Source organism: Rhodoferax sp. GW822-FHT02D07 (genome assembly GCF_058802405.1).
This window is the reverse complement of the sequence record NZ_JBXAOD010000006.1, coordinates 254,075-274,975: the sequence shown is the minus strand read 5'-3', so window position 1 is coordinate 274,975 and position 20,901 is coordinate 254,075. Positions and strand designations below refer to the sequence as shown.

Sequence of the window (20,901 nt, the reverse complement as noted above, 5' to 3'; positions counted from 1 at the left end):
GGCTCTAGCCCCCGTGGAATCTGCGCGAGCAGCTTCTCTTTTAATAGCAACTAGCCTCGGCCCACAAATGGCATGTTGGTGGCCATGATGGTCATGAACTGCACGTTGGTGGACAGCGGGAGCTGGGCCATGTGCAGCACGGCGTCAGCCACCTGCTGCACATCCATCATCGGCTCCACGGCAATCTCGCCATGGGCCTGCAGCACGCCGGTGGACATGCGGGCGGACAGCTCGGTCAGCGCGTTGCCAATGTCGATCTGGCCGCAGGCAATGTTGTACTTGCGGCCGTCCAGAGAGATGGATTTGGTGAGGCCGGTGATGGCGTGTTTGGTGGAGGTGTAGGGGGCGGAGTTGGGGCGCGGCGCGTGAGCGGAGATGGAGCCGTTGTTGATGATGCGCCCGCCTTGGGGCGTCTGGTTCTTCATCAGGCGGAAGGCGCCTTGCGCGCAGAGGAAGGAGCCGGTGAGGTTGGCGTCCACCACGGTCTGCCATTGCGCAAAGCTGATGTCTTCGAAGTTGACTTTGGGCGCGCCCACGCCGGCATTGTTGAACAACACATCCAGCCGGCCAAAGGTGTCCTTGATCATGGCAAACAGCGCGTCCACCGATTCGGGCTGGCCCACATCCACACAAAACGGAAAGGCATTCGCCGTACCGCTGGCCTGGGCCACTTCGGTCAGCGGGCCGATCCGCCGCCCGGCCAGCACAACGCGGTAGCCCGCCTTCAACAACGTAAGGGCGACGGCCCGACCGATGCCGGTGCCAGCGCCGGTAACCAAAGCGACGGGGGACTTGGAGTTCATGAGAAGGCCTTCCAAAAGTAGAACCTTTGCTTTGTAGCAGACGGGGCACTTGACACATAAACCTACTAGTTGGTAGACTCTATCCCATGGACACCGAACTCTCCCCCAAAGCCACCGAAATCGTTGCCTGCGCACGTGCGCTGCTGGCGGCCGGGGGGTACAACGGGTTCAGCTACGCGGACATTTCTGCCGCGGTGAACATCAGCAAGCCCAGCATCCACCACCACTTTGCCAGCAAGGCGGAGCTGGTGCGCGTGGTGCTGGTGCGCTACCGCGCTGAGACGGTGGCCGGCATTGCTGCGATGGAGCAGCAGATCAGCGACCCGGTGGCGCAGCTGCGGGCCTACACGGACTACTGGTCTGCCTGCATCCGCGAAGGCAGCCTGCCCTTTTGCGTCTGCGCCATGCTGGCGGCGGAGTTGCCAGCCATTCCCGCCGAGGTAGCGGACGAGGTGCGCGGCCATTTTTCTGAATTGAGCGCCTGGCTGACCGCCGTGTTGACGCGGGGCGCGGCACAAAAGGCTTTCTTTTTGCAGGCCACGGCCGAGGAAGAAGCCCGAACCTTCATGGCCACGGTGCACGGCGCCATGCTGTCGGCCCGCGCCTATGGAGACCCGGAAATGTTCCCCCGCATCGTGCAGCCGCTGGTGCGTCGGCTGACGACGCAATAACTGTCCAACCCACCGCCCTTCCCTTTTTTTGCCCGATCAATCTACCAACTAATAGATAGGAAACACACCATGCCCAATCCGCTTTCCCTCCTCGGCATCGCCCACACCGCCATCAGCCTGGTGCCCGTGGTGGCCGGTATCTACAGCTTTGCCAAGTACCGCGGCATCCAGCCGGCCACGCGCTCGGGCAAGGTCTACCTGGGCGGGCTGTTGGTGGCGGTGCTCACCGCCTTCGGCCTCTCCAGCACCGGCGGCTTCAACCCCGGGCACGCGCTGGGCATCCTGGCGCTGCTGGCCGTCAGTGGCGCGCTGCTCATCCCGCGCCTGTCCTTCCTGGGCTGGGCGCGGCCCTACCTGGCCACCTTCGGCCTGTCGTTCAGCTTCTTCCTGACGTTGGTGCCCGGCATCAACGAAACGCTGACCCGCCTGCCCGCATCACAACCGCTGGCCACCGGGCCGGAGCACCCGCTGGTGCAGAGCACCTTGCTGGCGTGGGTGGTGATCTTTCTGGTGGGCTTTGCGATTCAGGCCTGGACGATCCGCGTTCAACGCAAAGTCAGCGTCTAGCCCCTGTGGAATGTTCGCAAGCAGCTTCTGTTTTGATAGCAAATCAGTTCGGAAACTGCTCCACATGGGTCTCGCCACGGCGGCCCAGATAGACCACATGGCGGCCTGCACTCCAGACCGTGTAGCCCACGCATCCCGCAGCTTGGGTGAGTTTCTTGAACTCCGGGTACATCACCCTGCCCTGCTGGGCGCCCTTGATGGCGGCGCGTACGGCGTCGCCGTCGAAGGCGTCGGCAATGCCGTGCTGCGGGCGCTCGAAGCTGAAATCAGCCGTGCTGCCGTCGGGCAGGTAGTAGCTGCTGCGGCCACTGCGGTAGTCCACGTGATAAGACTCCACCCCGGCACCGACCAGTTGGCCAATGACCTGGCCAAAATGGATGCTGCCCTGGTTGGAAGCCTCAAAGGTGGATCGAATGGTCGATAGCGTGCTGTCGTTCATGGTGCGCTTTCTGTGGAAGGAAATGCCTGGCGTATCAGGCAGTGGGAAGGTCTTTGAGCTGGTGGTGCTGCGCCAGCGCCTGCATGGCGCGGGCCAGTGCCTGGCGCTCTGCGGCAGGCAAGTGGCCAAAGAAGTGATCGTCATTGGCGTCAGCCAGCGCGGCCAGCTGTGGCACCAGCGCTTTGCCTGCCGCGGTCAGGCCCAGGCTTTGCTCGCGGGCGCGGCCATCCACCAGTTGCCGCCCGGCCAGGCCCTTCTCTTCCAAGCGAGATACCACCTTGGACGCCGCACCTTTGGTCATGCCCAGGGCATCGATCAACTCCGCATGCGTGGTTTCGTCTTGCGACCAAAGCGTGCGCAGTGCCACCCATTCGGTAACCGTAACGCCCTGCTCTTCCAGCAGTTGCGCAAAGCGCAGAGACACATGGTTGGATACAAAGCGCAGCCAGAAGCCCAGATGGGCCTCCAGCGGTGATGGTGAGGCTGGTTTTTTGCGTGTGCTCATTGTGGTTTCCTTGGAAACTTATTGAAGTTTAGTTTCCACAGAAACCTATGTCAAGCACCTCGAGGGGTGGCCAGCTCGGTCTTGCGCTCGATGATGCGTGACACCAGGCCGTATTCCACCGCCTCTTCGGCGGACATCCAGTAGTCGCGCTCGATATCGAGCAGTACGCTCTCCAGCGGTTTGCCGGTTTCGCGGGCGATGGTGCGGGCAATGCGCTCACGCGCCTTTACGATCTCGCGCGCCTGGATGGCAATGTCGCTGGCCGGCCCGCCGGAGCCACCGCTGGGTTGGTGGATGAGAAAGCGCGTGTTGGGCGTGCAGAAGCGCCGCTCTTTGGGGGCGGACAGGTACAGATGCGTGGCCGCGCTGCCCACCCAGCCGGTGCCGATCATGTTCACCGGCGCGGCGATGAAGCGCAGGATGTCGTGAATCGCATCGCCCGACTCCAGATGCCCGCCGGGCGAGCTGACCAACACGTCGATGGGCTGATCGCTGTCCGCGTCCAGTGCGATGAGGCGGCGCGTCACGTCGGCGGCCATGGTGTCGGTCACACTGCCGTAGATCAGCAGCGTGCGGGACTTGAAGGTTTTTTCCTCCAGGTAGGAGGTGCGCGGCTCGGGGTTGGCGCTGGGGGTATCGGTCTTGTCTGGGGTTTCCATGGTGGGTTCCTTGTGTTGGAACTGCCATGACGAACGGGGCGCAGTTTTCGTGACATGGGCTTGCCCCGGCGCGGGCCAGCCCGCTATGGCACCATGCGCCCATGTACGACGCACGCCCCCTCCCCCTGCCCGACATCGACCACCGCCAACTGCTGCGCGCCGCCACCCGCCTGCTGGGCCCGACCGAGGCGGAAGATGCGGTGCAGGACGCCTATGTACGCGTGCTGGAAGGCAGGCAGGGCGAACTCAACTCCACCCAGGCCTGGCTGCTGACCGTGGTACGCAACCTGGCCATAGACCGCCTGCGCCGCCGCAGCTGGATGCGGCAGTGGCTGGAAGCCACGGGCGTGCCGGAGGCAGAGCCCGCATCCCCCTCCGCCGAGGCGGACGCAGCCTTGACCCAGGAAGCCACCCACGCCCTGCGTCTGCTGGCCACCCACCTTGCGCCCGAAGACGGCGCCGCCCTGCTGCTGCACGAAGTCTTTGAAGCCAGCCACGCCGAAATCGCCAAGGCCAGCGGCCGATCCGAAGCCGCCAGCCGCCAACAACTGCGCCGCGCACTGCTGGGGCTGCGGCAGGTGCGGGGTACGGTGGATGACGCCAAATCTTCTGAGCGCGAACCCAACGAAGAGGCCACGTTCCGCGTCTACCTGCAGTCCCTGCAACTGCGCGACCCGCAAGTCCTGTGGGCCATACTCCGCCATCCGCCTATCAGTGCGATGGCGGAGGCGTTTGCTTTAGGTGCGGAGACTGCTTCAGCGCCCCATGTGCTTGCCAGCGGCGTGGTGCAAATAGGCGGACAGCTGGGCCTGGTGCTCACGCTGGACGGCATCCGCCTGTGCGTGGTGCCGCTGGGGGCACGGGCGGAGTACGAAGCTGACGCCGCTCTGCTTTACCAGTCAAATTGGCCTCTGCCCCCTTGTGGAATAGGCGCTATCAGTTTTATATAGCAATTCACACAACTCTCAAAGCCATGTTTACCTTCCTTCGCAAGCCCCAAAAGTTCAAGTCCTGAGGGATTCCAGTTCTTTCTGGGCGTATTGCGATAACACCCAGCGCCTACGACATACGCCAACAGAAACTAAAGCACAGATTCAAGAGCGGCGGGACATCCAAGCTGCCCAAGCCATCAAGGCGCTCCCGGAGATCGAAGTTGGCCCAGAGCAAAGCTCACCCCTTCTTCACATCCAGAACTGGGAATGGATGATGATCGATTCCGTAGAGTGACCGTACTCCGGCAAGCCTTTAACCCACTGCTGATCCACAAACTTCAAGCATTGCTTCCATATGAACTACAGACTTCCAGATCATTGTGTCGCTATATGACGACTGTAAGTCCGAAGCATGGGGGCACATGAAACTCACAGCAACTCTCGTTGCAATCCAACGCAACTTTACCGACGCCTATGGCTTGGCCAAACAACAATCCCTGAGCTACACAATGACCATCGTAACTGCTCGTATCTGTATCTATTGCTACCCGAGCAACACGCCGTTTGAGCGACGACTAAGTCAAACGAGTTTGGGCTTCCCAGATATCCCCGAGCAGTTCCGCTGCCCGGACACTACCAAATATGTAATTAGATATGCATACACCTCCAACCAAGTCGCATCGAAACAGACAAAACAGCCAGCCCCGCAGAACAGGTACGGTAGATCAGACACGCCGGGCATGAGCCACTATCAGCGAAACACCCGAGCAGGCCCCACCATGCGACCGTTACAATTCGGGGCAACTTCAAGCCAACTTAGAGATACATGTTACTGAACTGGTTTAACGCTAAGGATGCCCACCAGTTTGGCGGCGAGCTGGCACAGTTTTTCGTCGAGCAAATGCCACTAAACCGGCCGACCAAGGACAAGAAGTTCGCCAATAAGACTCAGAATCTTCTGGTCCAAATGGACCGGCGCGTGCAGCAATTCAAAGCCGACCACAAACTCAATATCTACACTCGAGCTCGCCTGGGTAACCAGTTCAAATGGACGCTGAAAGATGCTGGTTACGACGAAGCTTACTTGGAAGAGCTGACCGAGTGGCTGCTGCAACGCCTGTGAGTGCATGAAAAACTGGCTCCAAAAGATTTTCTCCCCCACCCCCGCTCCCATCGAGCCAACTAGCAGCAGCAAGGAGGAGCGCCGGCAGGGTAATGCTTACTTGGACCAAGGCCATCTGCAGGCCGCTATCAACTGCTACCAACGCGCGGTCGCCTTGGAACCCAGCTCTGCAGACGCGCACATAAGCCTGGGCTTTGCGCTACAGCAGGCCGGCCAAGTCCATGCTGCCTTAACCGCCTTAGCCCAGGCACGACGACTGCAGCCAGTGAGCTTCGACGCACTTTATTTATCCGGCCAGGTCTGCGCCAGCCTCAAACAAAGCACCCAAGCAGCAGCGTACTTCGAGCAGGCACTGGCCCTGCAGCCTGAATTCGAGCCGCTGTACGGAGAGCTTTGCCAGGCCTTATTCGAAGCCGGGGAGCTGGAGCGCGCACGCAGCACCATAGACCGGGGTCTAGAGCGCTTTCCGCACAACGCGTCGTTTCACCTGTTCTCGGGTAATCTGCACTTCCACCGCGAAGATTGGAACGTTGCCTGCACTGCCTATAGCCAAGCGCTGCGACTGGATCCACAGCTGTCACAGGCCTATGGCAATCTAGCCATGATGCTGCAAAAGCGAGAGCAGTGGAAGGAAGCTCTGGCTTATTTCGACAAAGCCATCGGACTCGAAGGTCGCGAAGCCAGCTTCCATACCGGCCGCGTCACCTGCTTGTTCAAGCTAGGAAAGGTTGAAGCTGCCCTGCAGGGCCTACTGAGTGCGCTTGCAATCAGCCCGGACTCAGCAGAGATACACCAGAACCTCGGCTTTCTGTACATGCAGTTAGGCCGCCAGTCCGAGTCTGAGCAGCACAGCCGCAAGGCCCTGACGCTGAACCCAAATGATGCCAATGCGTACAGCAACCTAGGAGCAGTGCAAGCGTCGCTGGGCCGCTTCCTTGAAGCCGAGGAAAGTTTTCAAACAGCCTGCAACTTGCAGCCTTCCAACCCGGTATTCCTCAGTAATTTGGGCGGCTGTCTAGTGCGCCAAGGCCGCCTGTCTGCCGCCATAGCCTACTTTCGCCAAGTCCAACAGCTGGATCCACACCATGTGCAAGGCGGCAATAACCTGATGCTAGCCCTGAGCGCCGACCCCAACACATCGGCAGCCCAATATGTGGTTGAGGCGCGCTCTTTCGGGGAGCGTTTGTGTGCCCTTGCAAACACCGCGTATACCGAATGGCCAGCCGCTACGGACTGTGCCAAAAAACGTCCTCTACGGGTGGGGCTTATCTCTGCGGACCTCTGCAATGGTGCCGTTGGGTACTTTCTGGAGGCCGTAGTCGCCCACACTAATCCACAGCGCATACAACTGGTTGCCTACGACAGTGGTGCAAAAACTGATTCCCTTAGCGACCGCATGAGGCCTTTTTTTGCAGCATGGCACCAAGTGGTTGGCAAGCGCGCGCAGGATGTCGCGCAGCAAATTCATTCGGATCGCATACAGCTCTTGATTGACCTCAACGGTCATGCGGAGGGCAACAGTCTGCCCGTATTCGCACTGAAGCCGGCCCCTGTGCAAGTCAGCTGGCTGGGTTATTGGGCCAGCACAGGTTTGCCGAGTATGGACTTCGTACTGGCAGACACCGCCAGCGTTCCGCCCGCCCACAAGGACCAATTCACTGAAGACGTGTATTACATGCCGGACTCCCGGCATTGCTTTACCCCACCTTTAAGCGCCTTGCAGCCCAGTTCGACGCCAGCTCTGCATAATAACTTTGTTACTTTCGGCAGCTACCAGTCGCTGGTCAAAATCCATGCTGGCGTTCTGGCCGTATGGGGCAGTGTGCTAGAAGCCGTGCCCAAATCCAGGCTATATCTGACAAGCCACCAGGTCAGCGACGAAGCCTTTCAGCAATCCTTCAACAGCAAGTTGCAAGCTTCAGGCATTGACCCGTCCCGGGTCACTCTGGCCGGCCCACTACCGCGGGAACAGTACTTAGCGAGCTATGCGCAGGTCGACATTATCTTGGACACCTTTCCCTATACCGGCGGCACCACCACTTGCGAGGCTTTGTGGATGGGTGTACCGACCTTGACGCTGCGCGGCAACAGCATGGTTGGCCGCCAGGGTGTGAGCATGCTTGGCTGCGTGGGCCTGAACGACTGGATTGCCGAGAGCGAAGAGGACTATGTCGCCAAGGCTCAGGCCCATGCCGCCGATATAAAGGCATTGAACACTCTGCGGTTGTCGCTACGCGAACGAGCCTTGGCGTCTCCACTGTTTGATGCTCCGTTGTTCGCCAAGAACTGGGAGGACGCCTTGCTCGCGATGTGGCGAATCAAGCAGGGTTAATATAAAAAACCATAACGGCCAGCACAAATAAATCTTGCGTAATGGTAAAAAATCTCGGCTTCAAGTGCGAAACGCACCAATGAAAAACAGGAGATACCGCTCTTCTCGCTTGACATTAACGAAACCCAAAGGAACTAGATCTTCAGATCTAGTCCGCCTCACATCGCCGGATAAGCCCCCGTCCCCCCAGGCCACGCCGTCAACACCTCGTACCCCGTTTCCATCACCGCCACCATGTGCTCCCACTGGGCGGAAAGAGAGCGATCCTTGGTCACCACGGTCCAGCCGTCGGCGAGTTGTTGGGTGTCGCGTTTGCCGGCGTTGAGCATGGGTTCGATGGTGAAGACCATGCCAGGCTCCAGCTTGAGGCCTTGGCCGCGCTGGCCGTAGTGCAGCACCTGCGGTTCATCGTGGTAAATCTGGCCGATGCCGTGGCCGCAGTACTCGCGCACCACGCTGAAACCCTCGCGGTGTGCGACGGTCTGGATGGCGTGGCCCACATCGCCCAGCGTGGCGCCGGGTTTGACCTGCTGGATGGCGGTGCGCAGGGCCTCATACGTTGTCTCCACCAAGCGGCGCGCCAGTGGGCTGGGCTCGCCCACAAAGTACATGCGGCTGGTGTCACCAAACCAGCCGTCTTTCTTCACAGCGACGTCGATGTTGACGATGTCACCCGCCTTGAGTGTCTGCTTGGCCGAGGGAATGCCGTGGCACACCACCTGGTTGACCGAAGTGAGGATGGTCTTGGGGTAGTCCATGTAGCCCACGTTGGCCGGGATGGCGCCCTGCACCTTGACGATGTAGTCGTGGCAGATGCGGTCCAGCGCTTCCGTCGTGACGCCGGGCACCACGTGGGGCTCGATCATGGCCAGCACCTCGGCGGCAAGCTGGGCCGCCCGGCGTGACATGGCCATGCCCTGGGCGGACTTGATGGGAACGCGGTGCGCCATCAGTGCTGCCCTGCCGCAAGGGGCGCCACGGCAGGCCCGCCCAACGGCGGCTTGCCCAGCCGGGCGCTGACGGCCCCGAGGATGTCCAGTCCCCCTGCCAGTTCCGCGCGGATCAGCAGCTGGCAGATCTCGCGATGGTCCAGCTCGGGGTACATCTCGGTGAGCATGCCCACGCGCATCCAGTGCTCGGCCTGCGCGTTGATGGACCGCGACAGCGCATTGCCTGCCACCCGCAGGTTCTCGTGCATCTGGTCCGAAATTTTGACGATGCCCATAGGCAACCTCCATATGAAACGTATACGAATTATATATATTTCATATTTTTCCTGCACACCCAGCACACAGATTCAGAGAATTATGGAAATAAAATCTAATATAGTGGATTTATGGATATCGACGCCCTCATTTCCCAACGCGTGCGCGACCTGCGCAAGGCCTCCGGCCTGACGCTGGAGCAGTTGAGCACCCAAAGCGGGGTCAGCCGCTCCATGATCTCTTTGATCGAGCGCCAGGAAACCAGCCCGACCGCCACGGTGCTGGACAAGCTGGCCAATGCGCTGGGGGTGACGCTGCAGTCCCTCTTCCAGCCCGCCAACGACGCGGTCGCGCCGCAACCGGTGGCGCGCCATGACAGCCAGGCGGTCTGGACGGACCCGGAGTCTGGCTATGTACGGCGGCAGTTGTCGCCCCCAGCCCACCCCTCGCCGCTGGAGCTGGTGGAGGTGCAGTTTCCGCCCGGCAAGACCGTGGCCTTTGACACCGCCAGCCGCAGCCAGACCACGCACCAGCAGGTCTGGGTGCTGCAGGGCGCCATGCGCATCACGGTGGGCGACCAGCTCTGGACGCTGCAGGCGGGCGACTGCCTGGCCATGGAGCTGGGCCAGCACATCGTCTTTCACAACCCCGGCCCCGCCGACGCTCGCTATGTGCTGGCGCTGAGCACTGCCACCCCCAGGAGAAACCCATGACCACCGCCCCTCTCATTCCCTGCACCCTGGAGCGCCATGGGGATGCCATCCTGGACATCTTCAACGACGCCATCGTCAACTCCACCGCGCTGTACGACTACCAGCCCCGCACACGCGAGAGCATGGGCCCCTGGTTCGAGGCCAAGCGCAAGGGCGGCTTTCCGGTGCTGGGGGTGGAAGACGCCGCCGGCCAGCTCATGGCCTTTGGCAGCTATGGGACGTTCCGCGCCTTCACGGCCTACAAGTACACGGTCGAGCACTCGGTCTATGTGCACAAGGACCACCGCGGCAAAGGCCTGGGCCACACGGTGATGCAGGCCCTGATTGCAACAGCGCGCCAGAACAACCTGCATGCGCTGATGGGCGCGATTGACGCCACCAACGCCGGCAGCATTGCCCTGCACCAGAAGCTGGGCTTCCAGCATGTGGGCACGCTGCCGCAGGTGGGCTTCAAGTTCGGGCGCTGGCTGGATCTGGCCTTCTACCAGTTGCTGCTGGACACGCCCGCCCAGCCGGTGGACGGCTGAGCCTAGGTCGCCGTCTTAGCCCGGAATCCAGAGCTTGGGCAGACCGCCCAGGGGCTTGAGCAGCCGGGCCACCGCACCGCCCTGCACCAGCGCTGTCGCGTGGGCAATGTCGGGCGCCAGGTAGCGGTCCACATGGTGGGCGGGCACGTCCTTGCGCAGGAGCGCGTGCACCTCTTCCAGCACGGGTGAACTCTTGAGCGGGCGCAAAAACTCGATGCCCTGCGCGGCGGCCAACAACTCGATGCCGAGGATGTGCGCGGTGTTCTGGATCATGCCCTGCAGACGGCGCGCAGCAAAGGTGGCCATGGAGACATGGTCTTCTTGGTTGGCGCTGGTGGGCAGGCTGTCCACGCTGGCCGGGTGGGCCATGGACTTGTTCTCCGACGCCAGCGCGGCGGCGGTGACGTGCGCGATCATGAAACCACTGTTCAGACCCGCATCGGCCGTGAGGAACGGCGGCAGGCGCGAGACGCCGCTGTCGATCAGCATGGCAATGCGGCGCTCGGCAATGGCGCCCACTTCGGCAATGGCCAGGGCCATGCCATCGGCCGCCAGGGCCACGGGCTCGGCGTGGAAGTTGCCGCCGGAAATCATGGCGCCGTCGTCGGGGAACACCAAGGGGTTGTCGGTAACGGCATTGGCCTCGATCAGCAGCACGCGCGCGGCGTGGCGCAACTGGTCCAGTGCCGCGCCCACCACCTGCGGCTGGCAGCGCAGGCAGTACGGGTCTTGCACGCGGTCGTCGTTCTCGGCATGGCTGGCGCGGATGGGGCTGCCCTTGAGCACTTCGCGGTAGTACTGCGCCACGTCGATCTGACCGGGCTGGCCGCGCACCGCGTGGATGCGCGGGTCAAACGGGCCGTCGCTGCCGCGCGCGGCGTCCAGCGTCAGCGCACCGATCAGCAGTGCAGCCTCCAGCACGGGCTCAAACGCCAGCAGACCATGCAGCGCCAGCGCGGTCGAAGTCTGCGTGCCGTTGATGAGAGCCAAGCCTTCCTTGGCCTCTAGCTCCAGCGGGGTGATGCCGACCGCCTTGAGGGCCTGCAACGCGGGCACGCGTTCGCCATTCACCAGCATGTCGCCCTCGCCCATCAGCGCCAGTGTCATGTGCGAGAGCGGTGCCAGGTCACCCGACGCGCCGACAGAACCCTGCGAGGGCACGCAGGGCACCAGGCCCGCGTTGTGCACGGCCAGCAGCGTATCCACCACCCGCTCGCGGCAACCGGAGTAACCACGCGCCAGGCTGGCGGCCTTGGTGGCCATCATCAGCCGCATGATGGGCGCGGCCAGCGGCTCGCCCACGCCCACGCTGTGGCTGCGGATCAGGTTGCGCTGCAGGGTGGCCAGTTGGTCCTTGTCGATGCGCTTGTTGGCCAGCTTGCCAAAGCCGGTGTTCACGCCATACACCGGCGCATCGCCATCGGCCGCGGCCTTGACCAGCGCATGCGAGGCACGCATGGCCACACGGGCCGATGCGGGCAGGCTCAGCTGGCACACGCCAGCGTGGATGAGGCCCAGCTCGTCGAGCGTGATCTTGCCGGGGTTGAGAACGAGAGAAGTCATGCGGGTTTCTTTCTTGTTGTTGTGATTATTTGGTGATCATGGGCAGTTTCATGCCCTGCTCCTTGGCACATTGCACAGCGATGTCATAGCCCGCATCCGCATGGCGCATCACGCCGGTACCGGGGTCATTCCAGAGCACACGCTCCAGGCGCTTGGCTGCTGCGTCTGTGCCATCGGCCACGATGACCACGCCGCTGTGCTGGCTGTAGCCCATACCCACGCCACCGCCGTGGTGCAGGCTCACCCAGCTGGCGCCGCCCGCAGTGTTAAGCAATGCATTGAGCAAAGGCCAGTCGCTCACCGCGTCCGATCCGTCTTGCATGCTCTCGGTTTCGCGGTTGGGCGAGGCCACACTGCCGCTGTCCAGGTGGTCACGACCGATGACGATGGGGGCCTTGAGCTCGCCGTTCTTCACCATCTCGTTGAAGGCCAGGCCCGCGCGGTGGCGCTCGCCCAGACCGATCCAGCAGATGCGCGCGGGCAGACCCTGAAAGGCGATGCGCTCGCCCGCCATGTCCAGCCAGCGGTGCAGGTGCTTGTCTTCGGGGAACAGTTCCTTCATCTTCGCGTCGGTCTTGCGGATGTCCTCCGGGTCGCCACTCAGCGCCACCCAGCGGAACGGGCCCTTGCCGCGGCAGAACAGTGGGCGCACATAGGCGGGCACAAAGCCGGGGAAGTCAAACGCGTTCTTCACGCCCTGGTCCAGCGCCACCTGGCGGATGTTGTTGCCGTAGTCCACGGTGGGAATGCCCATGGCCTGGAAGTCCAGCATGGCCTGCACATGCACGGCGCAGCCTTGCGCTGCAGCCTGGCGCAGCGCGGCGTGTTGCGTGTCATCGGCCTGCGCAGCGCGCCATTGCTCCACGGTCCAGCCGCTGGGCAGGTAGCCATTGACCAGGTCATGCGCAGAAGTCTGGTCGGTCACGATATCGGGGCGCAGTCCGCCCGCCTTGGCGCGCTTCACCAGTTCGGGCAACACATCCGCTGCATTGCCCAACAGCGCAATGGAGACGGCTTTCTTCTCGGCGGTGTAGTGGGCCAAACGGGCCAGCGCGTCGTCCAGGTCTTTGGCCTGTTCGTCCACATAGCGGGTCTTGAGGCGGAAATCGATGCGGCTTTGCTGGCATTCGATGGTCAGCGAAGACGCACCGGCAAAGCTCGCCGCCAGCGGCTGCGCACCACCCATGCCGCCCAGGCCCGCGGTCAGAATCCAGCGACCGGCCAGGCTGCCACCAAAGTGCTGCTTGCCAGCCTCGACAAAGGTTTCATAGGTGCCCTGCACGATGCCCTGGCTGCCGATGTAGATCCAGCTGCCGGCCGTCATCTGGCCGTACATCATCAGGCCCTTTTTATCCAGCTCGTGAAAGTGCTCCCAGGTCGCCCACTTGGGCACCAGGTTGGAATTGGCAATCAGCACGCGCGGGGCATCCGCATGGCTGCGGAACACGCCCACGGGCTTGCCGCTTTGCACCAGCAGGGTTTCGTTGTCTTCCAGCGTGCGCAGGGAGGACAGGATGGCGTCAAAGCATTCCCAGTTGCGCGCCGCCTTGCCAATGCCGCCATAGACCACCAGCGCGTCGGGGTTTTCGGCCACCTCGGGGTCCAGGTTGTTTTGCAGCATGCGGTAGGCCGCTTCGGTAATCCAGTTCTTGCAATGCAGTTCGGTGCCGCGCGGTGCGCGTACGGGGCGGGCCTGTGCGGGTGTGGGGGTGGGTGCCATGGGTTTTCTCTCACAAACAACGAAGAATGCGGCGAAGTCTACTTGTCTAGACATGTCTATGCAACTAGAATTTGCACCATGGCCCAAGCACCCTATACCCGCGTCAAAGAGTTCCTCAAGCAAGGTCTGGCCGATGGCCGCTGGACGCCGGGCACGCTGATGCCCTCCGAGTCCGAGCTGGTGAACCAGTTCCAGGTCAGCCGCATGACAGTGGGCCGTGCCATCCGCGAGCTGCAGGCCGAGGGCTTTGTCACCCGTGTGCAAGGCGTGGGCACCTTTGCGGCCCATCTGCAGCGCGTGGCCTCTACGCTCACCATCCAGGATTTGCACGAAGAAATCTTGGCGCGCGGCCACCAGCATCAGGCCCGCGTAGTGCTCTCGCGCGAAGAAGCCACGGCCGATGGCCTGGCCCAGCAGCTGGGCCTGCCGCTGGGCGCACCGGTGTTCCACACGCTCATCGTGCATTTTGAAAACGGCGTGCCCCTGCAGTGCGAAGACCGCTATGTGAACCCCGCCTGCGCGCCGGACTACCTGGGTGTCGATTTCACCCAGACCACACCCACCCACTACTTGCTGGAGGTGGCGCCGCTGTGGGAGGCGCAGTACTCCATCGAAGCCGGCCGCCCCAGCGTGCAGGAAGCCGCGCTGCTGGGCATAGACCCGTCAGACCCTTGCCTCATCGTCGTGCGCCGCACCATGAACCGCGATGTGCCCATCACCCTGGCGCGGCTGGTGCACCCCGGCGCGCGCTACCAGCTGCAAGGGCAGTTCAAGCCATGACACCCGAACTCATACGCGCCCAAGACTGCGCCCCCCAGCCCTGGCGCAATGGCGGCGGGCGGACGCGCGAGCTGCTTACTTGGCCACCCGCGGACCCCGCAGATCCCTGGCAGCTGCGCATCAGCCGGGCCGACATTGACCAAGACGGCCCCTTCTCCGCCTTCCCGGGCGTACAGCGCTGGTTTGCGGTGCTGGAGGGCGCGGGCGTGGCCTTGCAGCTGGGCAGTGAACAGCGGCTGCACGCGGGCGACGCCCCGCTGTGCTTTGACGGCGCGGCCGCCCCCGGCTGCCGCCTGCTGGATGGCCCCACACAGGATCTGAACCTCATGGCCCGCGGCGGCAAAGGCCTGATGCAGGCGGTGCAAGCTGGCCAGGCCTGGTGCGCCAGCCTGACGGCCTGCGGCCTCTACACCTGCCACGCAGGTAGCTGGACCGATGGCACGCAAACCCTGCACCTGGACGCCCACACCCTGCTCTGGCACCCCCGCCCGCGCAGCGCCAGCTGGCAGTTTGTGGCGGACGACGGCGCGCAGGCCCTGTGCGCCTACTGGCTGGGCTTCTCCCCCCAAAGCGCCACCACTGGAGGCTTGGTATGACCCCCCTCACCCTCTGGCGCAACGCCAAACTGGCCACATTACATGGCAGTACCCCGTGGGGATGGATAGAAGACGGTGCGCTGCTTTCTCAGGGCGACCGCATCGTTTGGGTCGGCGAAACTGCGGACTTGCCCGCTGCACAGGCCAAACAGGTGGAAGACGAATACGACCTGGGCGGCGCCCTGCTCACGCCCGGCCTGGTGGACTGCCACACGCATCTGGTCTACGGTGGCCAGCGCGCGGCCGAGTTCGAGATGCGCCTGCAAGGCGCGACCTACGAAGACATTGCCCGCGCGGGTGGCGGCATCCGGTCCACCGTGGCCGCCACGCGCGCCGCGAGCGATGAAGAACTGCTGGCCAGTGCCACCCACCGTGCCCAAAGCCTGATGGCCAGCGGCGTGACCACCATCGAAATCAAATCCGGCTACGGCCTGAGCGCGCAGGACGAAGCGCGCTGTCTGCGCGTGGCGCGCACGTTGGGCGAGACGCTGCCCTTGAGCGTACGCACCACCTACCTGGGCGCGCACGCATTGCCGCCCGAATACGCGGGCCGACCCGACGACTACGTGGACGCCGTCTGCGGCTGGATGCCCGCGCTGCACGCGCAAGGCCTGGTGGATGCGGTGGACGCCTTTTGCGAAAACATCGGTTTCACGCCCGCGCAAACGCGCCGCGTGTTCGAGACCGCGCAGCGCCTGGGTCTGCCAGTGAAGCTGCACGCCGAACAGCTCAGCGACCAGGGTGGTGCAGCGCTGGCGGCGGAGTTTGGCGCGCTGTCTTGCGACCACCTGGAGCACCTCAGCGTGGACGGCATACGCGCCATGCAAGCCGCCGGCACCGTGGCCGTGTTGTTGCCCGGTGCGTACTACTTCTTGCGCGACACCCAGCTGCCACCCATAGACGCCCTGCGCGCCCACGGCGTGCCCATGGCCGTGGCCACGGACCACAACCCCGGCACCTCGCCCGGCCTATCGTTGCCGCTGATGCTCAACATGGCCTGCACCCTGTTCCGCCTCACGCCCGAAGAGGCGCTGCGTGGCGCCACGGTGCACGGCGCGCGCGCCCTGGGCCTGCGCGACCGCGGCACGCTGGCAGCGGGCCAGCGCGCGGACTTCTGCGTGTGGGACCTGGAACACCCGAACGAACTGGCCTACTGGTTTGGCCACAACCCTTGCCGCCGCACCGTGGTGGGCGGCGTGGAGCGCACTGCATGAGTACCCCCATCTACACCCTCACGCCCGGCGGCACGCCGCTCTTGGTGAGCTTTCCCCATGTGGGCACCGAGATTCCGCCGGACCTGCAAGCCCGCATGCTGCCGCGCGCACTGGCCACCGAAGACACCGACTGGCACCTGGAGCCGCTCTACGCCTTTGTGCGCGCCATGGGCGCGGGCACCATCGTTCCGCGCCATGCGCGCTATGTGATCGACCTGAACCGCCCGCCCGAGAATGCGCCCATGTACCCCGGTGTGAACAACACCGAGCTTTGCCCCACGCGCTTCTTCAGCGGCGAGCCGCTGTACCGCGACGGCCAGGCCCCCACGGACGCCGAGGTGGACCAGCGCCGCCAGACCTACTGGCAGCCCTACCAGGACGCCTTGAATGCGGAACTGCAACGCCTGCGCAGCGTGCACGGCCACGCCGTGCTGTTTGACGCGCACAGCATCCGCTCCGTGCTGCCCTGGTTGTTTGACGGGCAGTTGCCTGACCTGAACCTTGGCACCGTGAATGGCAGCAGCGCCTCACCCGCATTGCGCGAGGCGCTATCAAAAGTATTGCAAGGCCAAAGTCGTTTCAGCCAGGTGGTGGACGGCCGCTTCAAGGGCGGCTACATCACGCGCCACTACGGCCGGCCGGCCGACAACATCCACGCCATCCAGCTGGAGATGTGCTGGCGCTGCTACATGACGGAGGAACCGCCCTACGCGATAGACCCCGCCCGCGCGGCGGAGGTGCTGCCCGTGTTGCGCGCGCTGGTGCAAGCGATGCTGGACTGGAGGCCTGCATGAGCCAGACCCTGCTGTGGGCGCCACAAGCCTGGATCAACGGACGCTGGGAGGCCAATGTGTGCCTGGCAGTGGATGCCCAAGGCCACTGGGCCGACATCACGCCCAACACACCTACCCCGCCCGCGCACGCCACCGTGCTGCCCGGCCCGGTGCTGCCGGGTATGGTCAACGCCCACAGCCACGCCTTCCAGCGTGCCTTTGCCGGCCTGGCCGAGCGGCGCGATACGGATGCGGATGACTTCTGGTCCTGGCGCGACCGCATGTACGGTGTGGCGCTGCGCATCACACCCGCGCAGCTGCGCGCCGTGGCGGCCCAGCTCTATCTGGAGTTGCTGCAGGGCGGCTACACGCAGGTCTGCGAATTCCACTACCTGCACCACCAGCCCGACGGCCAGCCCTATGCCGACGAAGCCACGCTGGCCTGGGCCCTGGCCGATGCGGCGGCCGACGCAGGCACGGGCCTCACGCTGCTGCCCGTACTGTACGAGCGCGCCGGCCTGGCCCAGCCCGCGCTGCGGCCAGACCAACGCCGCTTTGCCGGCACGCCAGATTTCATCGCCCGCTTGCAAACCACGGTGCAGGCCGCACGGCGCCCGCTGCTGAACGCCGGCGTGGCCATCCACTCGCTGCGCGCAGCGTCCGGCCCATCCATAGAAGCACTGCTGGGCCAGGTGGGCGATGCGGACCTGCCCATCCATATCCATGTGGCTGAGCAGATGCAGGAGGTGCGCGACTGCCTGACCCACACCGGCCAGCGCCCCATGGCCTGGCTGGCGCAGCGCCACGCGCTGGACGCACGCTGGCAGCTGGTGCACGCCACGCACTCGGTGCCCGAAGAGATTGAAGCCGTGGCGCGCAGCGGCGCCGGCATCGTCATCTGCCCCAGTACCGAAGGCAACCTGGGCGACGGCTTTGCGGACCTGCCCGCCTGGCTGGCCGCGGGCGTGCCCATGGCGCTGGGCTCGGACAGCCATGTGGGCCGCCAGTGGGCGGAAGAACTGCGCTGGCTGGAATACGGCCAGCGCCTGCGCCTGCAACAACGCAATGTGGCGGCTGCCCCCGCCCAGCAACCGGCCACGGCCGCACGCCTGTTCGACGCCGCAGTGCAGGCCGGTGGCCCGGCCGCAGGCCAGGCGCTATGGGGACTGAGGCGCGGCGCGCGCGCCGACCTGCTGGTGCTGGACACCCAGGCCAGCGGCCTGCGGGGTGTGCCTGCCAGCCATGCGCTGGATGCCCTGGTGTTCACCACCCACGGCGCCACCTTCAACGAGGTCTGGGTCGCGGGCCGCCGCGTGGTGCAGGAGGGCCGGCATGTCGCCCAGGATCGCATTGCCCAAGACTTTGAGGCCGCCATGTACGCGCTCTGGACAATTTAAGCCAAATTAGCACCCAGCCCCCGTGGATAGTGCGCAAGCAGCTACTGATTCAATAGCAAATCAGGAGGCTTCAGGCGCACTGTCCTGCACAAACTTGGCAAACGCTCGCGCCACGGCGCTGAGTTGGGGCCTGGGCAGGGTCAGCAGCTGTACCGTGTTGCCCTGGCGGATGTCCAGGTCCCAGTCGGGCAGAAGCTCCACCAGCCGCCCCGCAGCCACCGCGTCCTGCACGCAGTAGCTGGGCGCCAGCACTACGCCCAAACCGCCTTCGGCCAGACGCACCAACACGGTCAGGTCATCACTCTGCACCGCTGCAGGCGCACGGGCGCAGATGACGGAATCTTCACCATCGCGGCGCACCCAGCGCATTTCCGGGTTCATGGACACCGGACCCAACAGCAACAGCGGGGCTGGCGTCAGCTCCTCCGGGTGCTGCATGGGCGCCCAGTGCCCTGGCGCGCCATAGGCGCCCACATGGAATTGCAGGTAGGGCCTGGCCACCCAGTCAGGCGGCGGGCGGCGCGTGACACGGAAGGCAATATCCACGCCCTCGCGCAGCAGATCCACGCGCCGGTCGGACAGCAGCAGGTCGTAGTTCACCCCCGGGTGCAGCGCCCGGAATTTCAGGAGCAAAGGCGGCAGCACCGTGGTGCCAAAGCTGGGCAGAGAGGTGATGCGCAAACTCCCCGCCAAACCCGCGTGCACCGAGGTCAACGTGCCGCGCGCCTGCTCGGCCGCGTCCAGCACCGCCAGCGCGTGCGGCAACAGGCGCCGGCCTGTCGCTGTCAACGTGAGTGAACGCGTGGTCCGCAGAAACAGGGCCTGGCCGGTACGCTGCTCCATATAGGCAATGCGCCGGCTTACCGCGGCTCGGGTCTGTCCCGCGTGCTTGGCCGCCAATGAAAAACTGCCTGCTTTGGCCACGCGGGCAAACAGTTCCAGGGCATCGGCATCGAGCGCAGGTGTCAGGGTTTCATTGCGGGTGGACGGTCTTTTTGTTTCCATAACGTTGACAGAGTGCATGCGGCGTGCAGTCTAGTCAAGCACCCCGAAAGCGGGAACCATGGCGCCATGACCACCACCAACACCCAAGACATTGCCGCACGCTGGATCGATGGAGCCAACATGACGCCCGCCATGTCGCACCTGACCCAGGCTTTTGAGGCAGCACCGGAACAGCCCCACTCCGAGCTGGACCTGTGCCTCACCGCACAGGACGGCGCCCAGCTCTGGGCCACCGTGTTCGAGCCCGCAACACCTGCCCGCGCCGTGGCCCTGATGGCGCCAGCCACCGCCGTGCCGCGCCACTACTACCGGGCCTTTGCCCGCTGGCTCAGCGCGCGTGGCTACGCCGTCATCACGCTGGACTACCGTGGCATTGGCGATTCGCGCCTGAGCAAGCAGGCCGCGCGCAGCATCAGCATGCGGGACTGGATGCAGCTGGACCTGCAAGCCGCACTGGCCGCCGTACACCGGCGCGCGCAAGCGGGGCCCGGCGAGGCACTGCCCACGCTGTGGGTGGGCCATTCGCTGGGCGGTCACGCGCTGGCCCAATGCCAAGGGCTGGAAAGTCTGGACGCGGCCATTGGTGTGGCGGCGCAGCTGCCGTTCTGGAAGCTCTGGCCGCGCTGGCACCAGCGCCTGGGCGCCCTGCTATTTTTTGGTTTCTGGCTGCCACTGTGCGTACGCTTGTTTGGCGGCCTGCCGGGTTGGGCCATTGGCGGGGGCGAAGACTTGCCCGCAGCGGCCGCACGCGACTGGAGCCGCTGGGGCCTGATGCCCGGTTACTTCACCAGCGATCCCACGGTGGTGCTGACCGCCCACCGCTGGACCGGAACGGCACACCTGTGGGCCATCAGCGACGACAAGGTGTTTGGCCCGCCCAAGGCGGTGGACGCGCTGCGCCTGGCCTTTGCCGACGCTCCGGGCGTGGCCGAGTTGCGCCATATCGCGCCAAAGGACTTGGGCGTGGCCCAGATCGGGCACTTTGGGCCATTTCGCCGCGCCATAGGCGAACGGCTGTGGCCGCGGCTGCTCGACGAGATCGAGGCCGCCGTACCCCAGCTCAGGGGCCGCGCCGCAGGGTGATGGCTTTTTCAGGGCAGGCGGTCACGCACAGGCCGCAAGCCCGGCAGGCTTCGGGCTCCACTACCTTCACCTGTTTCCAGCCGTGCACAAAGCCCCTGATCTTGCCCGGCAGGGTGAGCGTCTTGCGCTGATCCTTGGGCAGCACGCCCATGGCAAACACGTCCACCGGGCAGACATCCACGCAGGGGCCTTTGCCCTCGCAGCGGTTCGGGTCGACCTTGGGCACCAGAAAACCGGCCGGATGTTTGAAATGGCTTGCGTTGCCGCGTGGGTGGGGGGTGCGTGATCTCATGC

General features: G+C 64.2%; 23 protein-coding genes. 13 read left to right on the top strand and 10 right to left on the bottom strand.

Annotated features, from left to right (window positions below; translation table 11 throughout):
- Positions 1-50 precede the first annotated feature (50 nt).
- Complete coding sequence (locus AC1RNN_RS15300; protein WP_493089791.1) at positions 51-803, bottom strand: SDR family oxidoreductase; 753 nt, start codon at positions 801-803, stop codon at positions 51-53.
- Between the two features lie 86 nt (positions 804-889).
- Between AC1RNN_RS15300 and AC1RNN_RS15295 the strand changes: the two genes are divergently transcribed.
- Together AC1RNN_RS15295 and AC1RNN_RS15290 are read left to right on the top strand one after the other, a co-directional pair.
- Complete coding sequence (locus AC1RNN_RS15295; protein WP_493089792.1) at positions 890-1,474, top strand: TetR/AcrR family transcriptional regulator; 585 nt, start codon at positions 890-892, stop codon at positions 1,472-1,474.
- A gap of 69 nt (positions 1,475-1,543) precedes the next feature.
- Entirely contained in the window at positions 1,544-2,041 is a 498-nt protein-coding gene (locus tag AC1RNN_RS15290; protein WP_493089793.1) for a hypothetical protein, read from the top strand.
- Between the two features lie 43 nt (positions 2,042-2,084).
- Here AC1RNN_RS15290 and AC1RNN_RS15285 read toward each other — a convergent pair whose 3' ends face one another.
- From AC1RNN_RS15285 to AC1RNN_RS15275, 3 genes are read right to left on the bottom strand one after another with little or no spacing between them, the layout of a single operon-like run.
- Positions 2,085-2,480: a DUF1398 domain-containing protein gene (locus AC1RNN_RS15285; RefSeq protein ID WP_493089794.1), complete on the bottom strand. Its 396-nt coding sequence runs from the start codon at positions 2,478-2,480 to the stop codon at positions 2,085-2,087.
- A 34-nt stretch (positions 2,481-2,514) separates the two neighbouring features.
- Positions 2,515-2,985, bottom strand: coding sequence for a MarR family winged helix-turn-helix transcriptional regulator (locus AC1RNN_RS15280; protein ID WP_493089795.1), 471 nt, complete (start codon positions 2,983-2,985; stop codon positions 2,515-2,517).
- A 50-nt stretch (positions 2,986-3,035) separates the two neighbouring features.
- Positions 3,036-3,644 (bottom strand): ATP-dependent Clp protease proteolytic subunit, encoded by a 609-nt coding sequence (locus tag AC1RNN_RS15275; protein ID WP_493089796.1) that lies wholly within the window; start codon positions 3,642-3,644, stop codon positions 3,036-3,038.
- A 101-nt stretch (positions 3,645-3,745) separates the two neighbouring features.
- On the opposite strand from AC1RNN_RS15275, the gene AC1RNN_RS15270 reads away from it, so the two are divergent.
- From AC1RNN_RS15270 to AC1RNN_RS15260, 3 genes are all read left to right on the top strand, one after another.
- Positions 3,746-4,594 (top strand): RNA polymerase sigma factor, encoded by an 849-nt coding sequence (locus AC1RNN_RS15270; RefSeq protein ID WP_493089797.1) that lies wholly within the window; start codon positions 3,746-3,748, stop codon positions 4,592-4,594.
- Positions 4,595-5,402: 808 nt separating this feature from the next.
- On the top strand, positions 5,403-5,699 hold the full coding sequence (locus AC1RNN_RS15265) for a hypothetical protein (RefSeq protein WP_493089798.1): 297 nt from the start codon (positions 5,403-5,405) through the stop codon (positions 5,697-5,699).
- Between the two features lie 4 nt (positions 5,700-5,703).
- Positions 5,704-8,031: a tetratricopeptide repeat protein gene (locus AC1RNN_RS15260; RefSeq protein WP_493089799.1), complete on the top strand. Its 2,328-nt coding sequence runs from the start codon at positions 5,704-5,706 to the stop codon at positions 8,029-8,031.
- A 158-nt stretch (positions 8,032-8,189) separates the two neighbouring features.
- Here the strand turns inward: AC1RNN_RS15260 and map are convergent, their stop codons facing one another.
- Positions 8,190-8,981 carry a type I methionyl aminopeptidase gene (gene map, locus AC1RNN_RS15255; RefSeq protein ID WP_493089800.1) on the bottom strand — a complete coding sequence of 264 codons (792 nt, stop codon included), beginning with the start codon at positions 8,979-8,981 and terminating at the stop codon, positions 8,190-8,192.
- Positions 8,981-9,256 carry a ParD-like family protein gene (locus AC1RNN_RS15250; RefSeq protein ID WP_493089801.1) on the bottom strand — a complete coding sequence of 92 codons (276 nt, stop codon included), beginning with the start codon at positions 9,254-9,256 and terminating at the stop codon, positions 8,981-8,983. The genes map and AC1RNN_RS15250 overlap by 1 nt, the downstream gene beginning before the upstream one ends.
- 111 nt (positions 9,257-9,367) lie before the next feature.
- Here AC1RNN_RS15250 and AC1RNN_RS15245 point away from each other — a divergent pair, with 111 nt between their 5' ends.
- Both AC1RNN_RS15245 and AC1RNN_RS15240 read left to right on the top strand, forming a co-directional pair.
- On the top strand, positions 9,368-9,949 hold the full coding sequence (locus AC1RNN_RS15245; RefSeq protein ID WP_493089802.1) for a helix-turn-helix domain-containing protein: 582 nt from the start codon (positions 9,368-9,370) through the stop codon (positions 9,947-9,949).
- Entirely contained in the window at positions 9,946-10,476 is a 531-nt protein-coding gene (locus tag AC1RNN_RS15240; RefSeq protein ID WP_493089803.1) for a GNAT family N-acetyltransferase, read from the top strand. The genes AC1RNN_RS15245 and AC1RNN_RS15240 overlap by 4 nt, the downstream gene beginning before the upstream one ends.
- Before the next feature lie 15 nt (positions 10,477-10,491).
- On the opposite strand, the gene hutH is transcribed toward AC1RNN_RS15240, so the two are convergent.
- Positions 10,492-12,039, bottom strand: coding sequence for a histidine ammonia-lyase (gene hutH / locus AC1RNN_RS15235; RefSeq protein WP_493089804.1), 1,548 nt, complete (start codon positions 12,037-12,039; stop codon positions 10,492-10,494).
- Positions 12,040-12,064: 25 nt separating this feature from the next.
- On the bottom strand, positions 12,065-13,759 hold the full coding sequence (gene hutU, locus AC1RNN_RS15230; RefSeq protein ID WP_493089805.1) for a urocanate hydratase: 1,695 nt from the start codon (positions 13,757-13,759) through the stop codon (positions 12,065-12,067).
- 78 nt (positions 13,760-13,837) lie between these two features.
- On the opposite strand from hutU, the gene hutC reads away from it, so the two are divergent.
- The 5 genes from hutC to AC1RNN_RS15205 are packed head-to-tail and all read left to right on the top strand — an operon-like array spanning position 13,838 to position 18,519.
- Positions 13,838-14,539, top strand: a complete 702-nt coding sequence (gene hutC, locus AC1RNN_RS15225) for a histidine utilization transcriptional repressor HutC (RefSeq protein WP_493089806.1) — start codon at positions 13,838-13,840, stop codon at positions 14,537-14,539.
- Positions 14,536-15,135 carry a HutD/Ves family protein gene (locus tag AC1RNN_RS15220; protein WP_493089807.1) on the top strand — a complete coding sequence of 200 codons (600 nt, stop codon included), beginning with the start codon at positions 14,536-14,538 and terminating at the stop codon, positions 15,133-15,135. The genes hutC and AC1RNN_RS15220 overlap by 4 nt, the downstream gene beginning before the upstream one ends.
- Complete coding sequence (gene hutI / locus AC1RNN_RS15215; protein WP_493089808.1) at positions 15,132-16,349, top strand: imidazolonepropionase; 1,218 nt, start codon at positions 15,132-15,134, stop codon at positions 16,347-16,349. Before AC1RNN_RS15220 ends, hutI begins: the two co-directional genes overlap by 4 nt.
- On the top strand, positions 16,346-17,143 hold the full coding sequence (gene hutG, locus AC1RNN_RS15210) for an N-formylglutamate deformylase (RefSeq protein WP_493089809.1): 798 nt from the start codon (positions 16,346-16,348) through the stop codon (positions 17,141-17,143). Before hutI ends, hutG begins: the two co-directional genes overlap by 4 nt.
- Positions 17,140-18,519, top strand: a complete 1,380-nt coding sequence (locus AC1RNN_RS15205) for a formimidoylglutamate deiminase (RefSeq protein ID WP_493089810.1) — start codon at positions 17,140-17,142, stop codon at positions 18,517-18,519. Before hutG ends, AC1RNN_RS15205 begins: the two co-directional genes overlap by 4 nt.
- Before the next feature lie 60 nt (positions 18,520-18,579).
- Here AC1RNN_RS15205 and AC1RNN_RS15200 read toward each other — a convergent pair whose 3' ends face one another.
- Positions 18,580-19,524 carry a LysR family transcriptional regulator gene (locus AC1RNN_RS15200; RefSeq protein WP_493089811.1) on the bottom strand — a complete coding sequence of 315 codons (945 nt, stop codon included), beginning with the start codon at positions 19,522-19,524 and terminating at the stop codon, positions 18,580-18,582.
- Between the two features lie 66 nt (positions 19,525-19,590).
- On the opposite strand from AC1RNN_RS15200, the gene AC1RNN_RS15195 reads away from it, so the two are divergent.
- Positions 19,591-20,607 carry an alpha/beta hydrolase family protein gene (locus AC1RNN_RS15195; RefSeq protein WP_493089812.1) on the top strand — a complete coding sequence of 339 codons (1,017 nt, stop codon included), beginning with the start codon at positions 19,591-19,593 and terminating at the stop codon, positions 20,605-20,607.
- Here AC1RNN_RS15195 and AC1RNN_RS15190 read toward each other — a convergent pair.
- Complete coding sequence (locus AC1RNN_RS15190; RefSeq protein WP_493089813.1) at positions 20,585-20,899, bottom strand: 4Fe-4S dicluster domain-containing protein; 315 nt, start codon at positions 20,897-20,899, stop codon at positions 20,585-20,587. The genes AC1RNN_RS15195 and AC1RNN_RS15190 overlap by 23 nt on opposite strands.
- Positions 20,900-20,901: the final 2 nt, after the last annotated feature.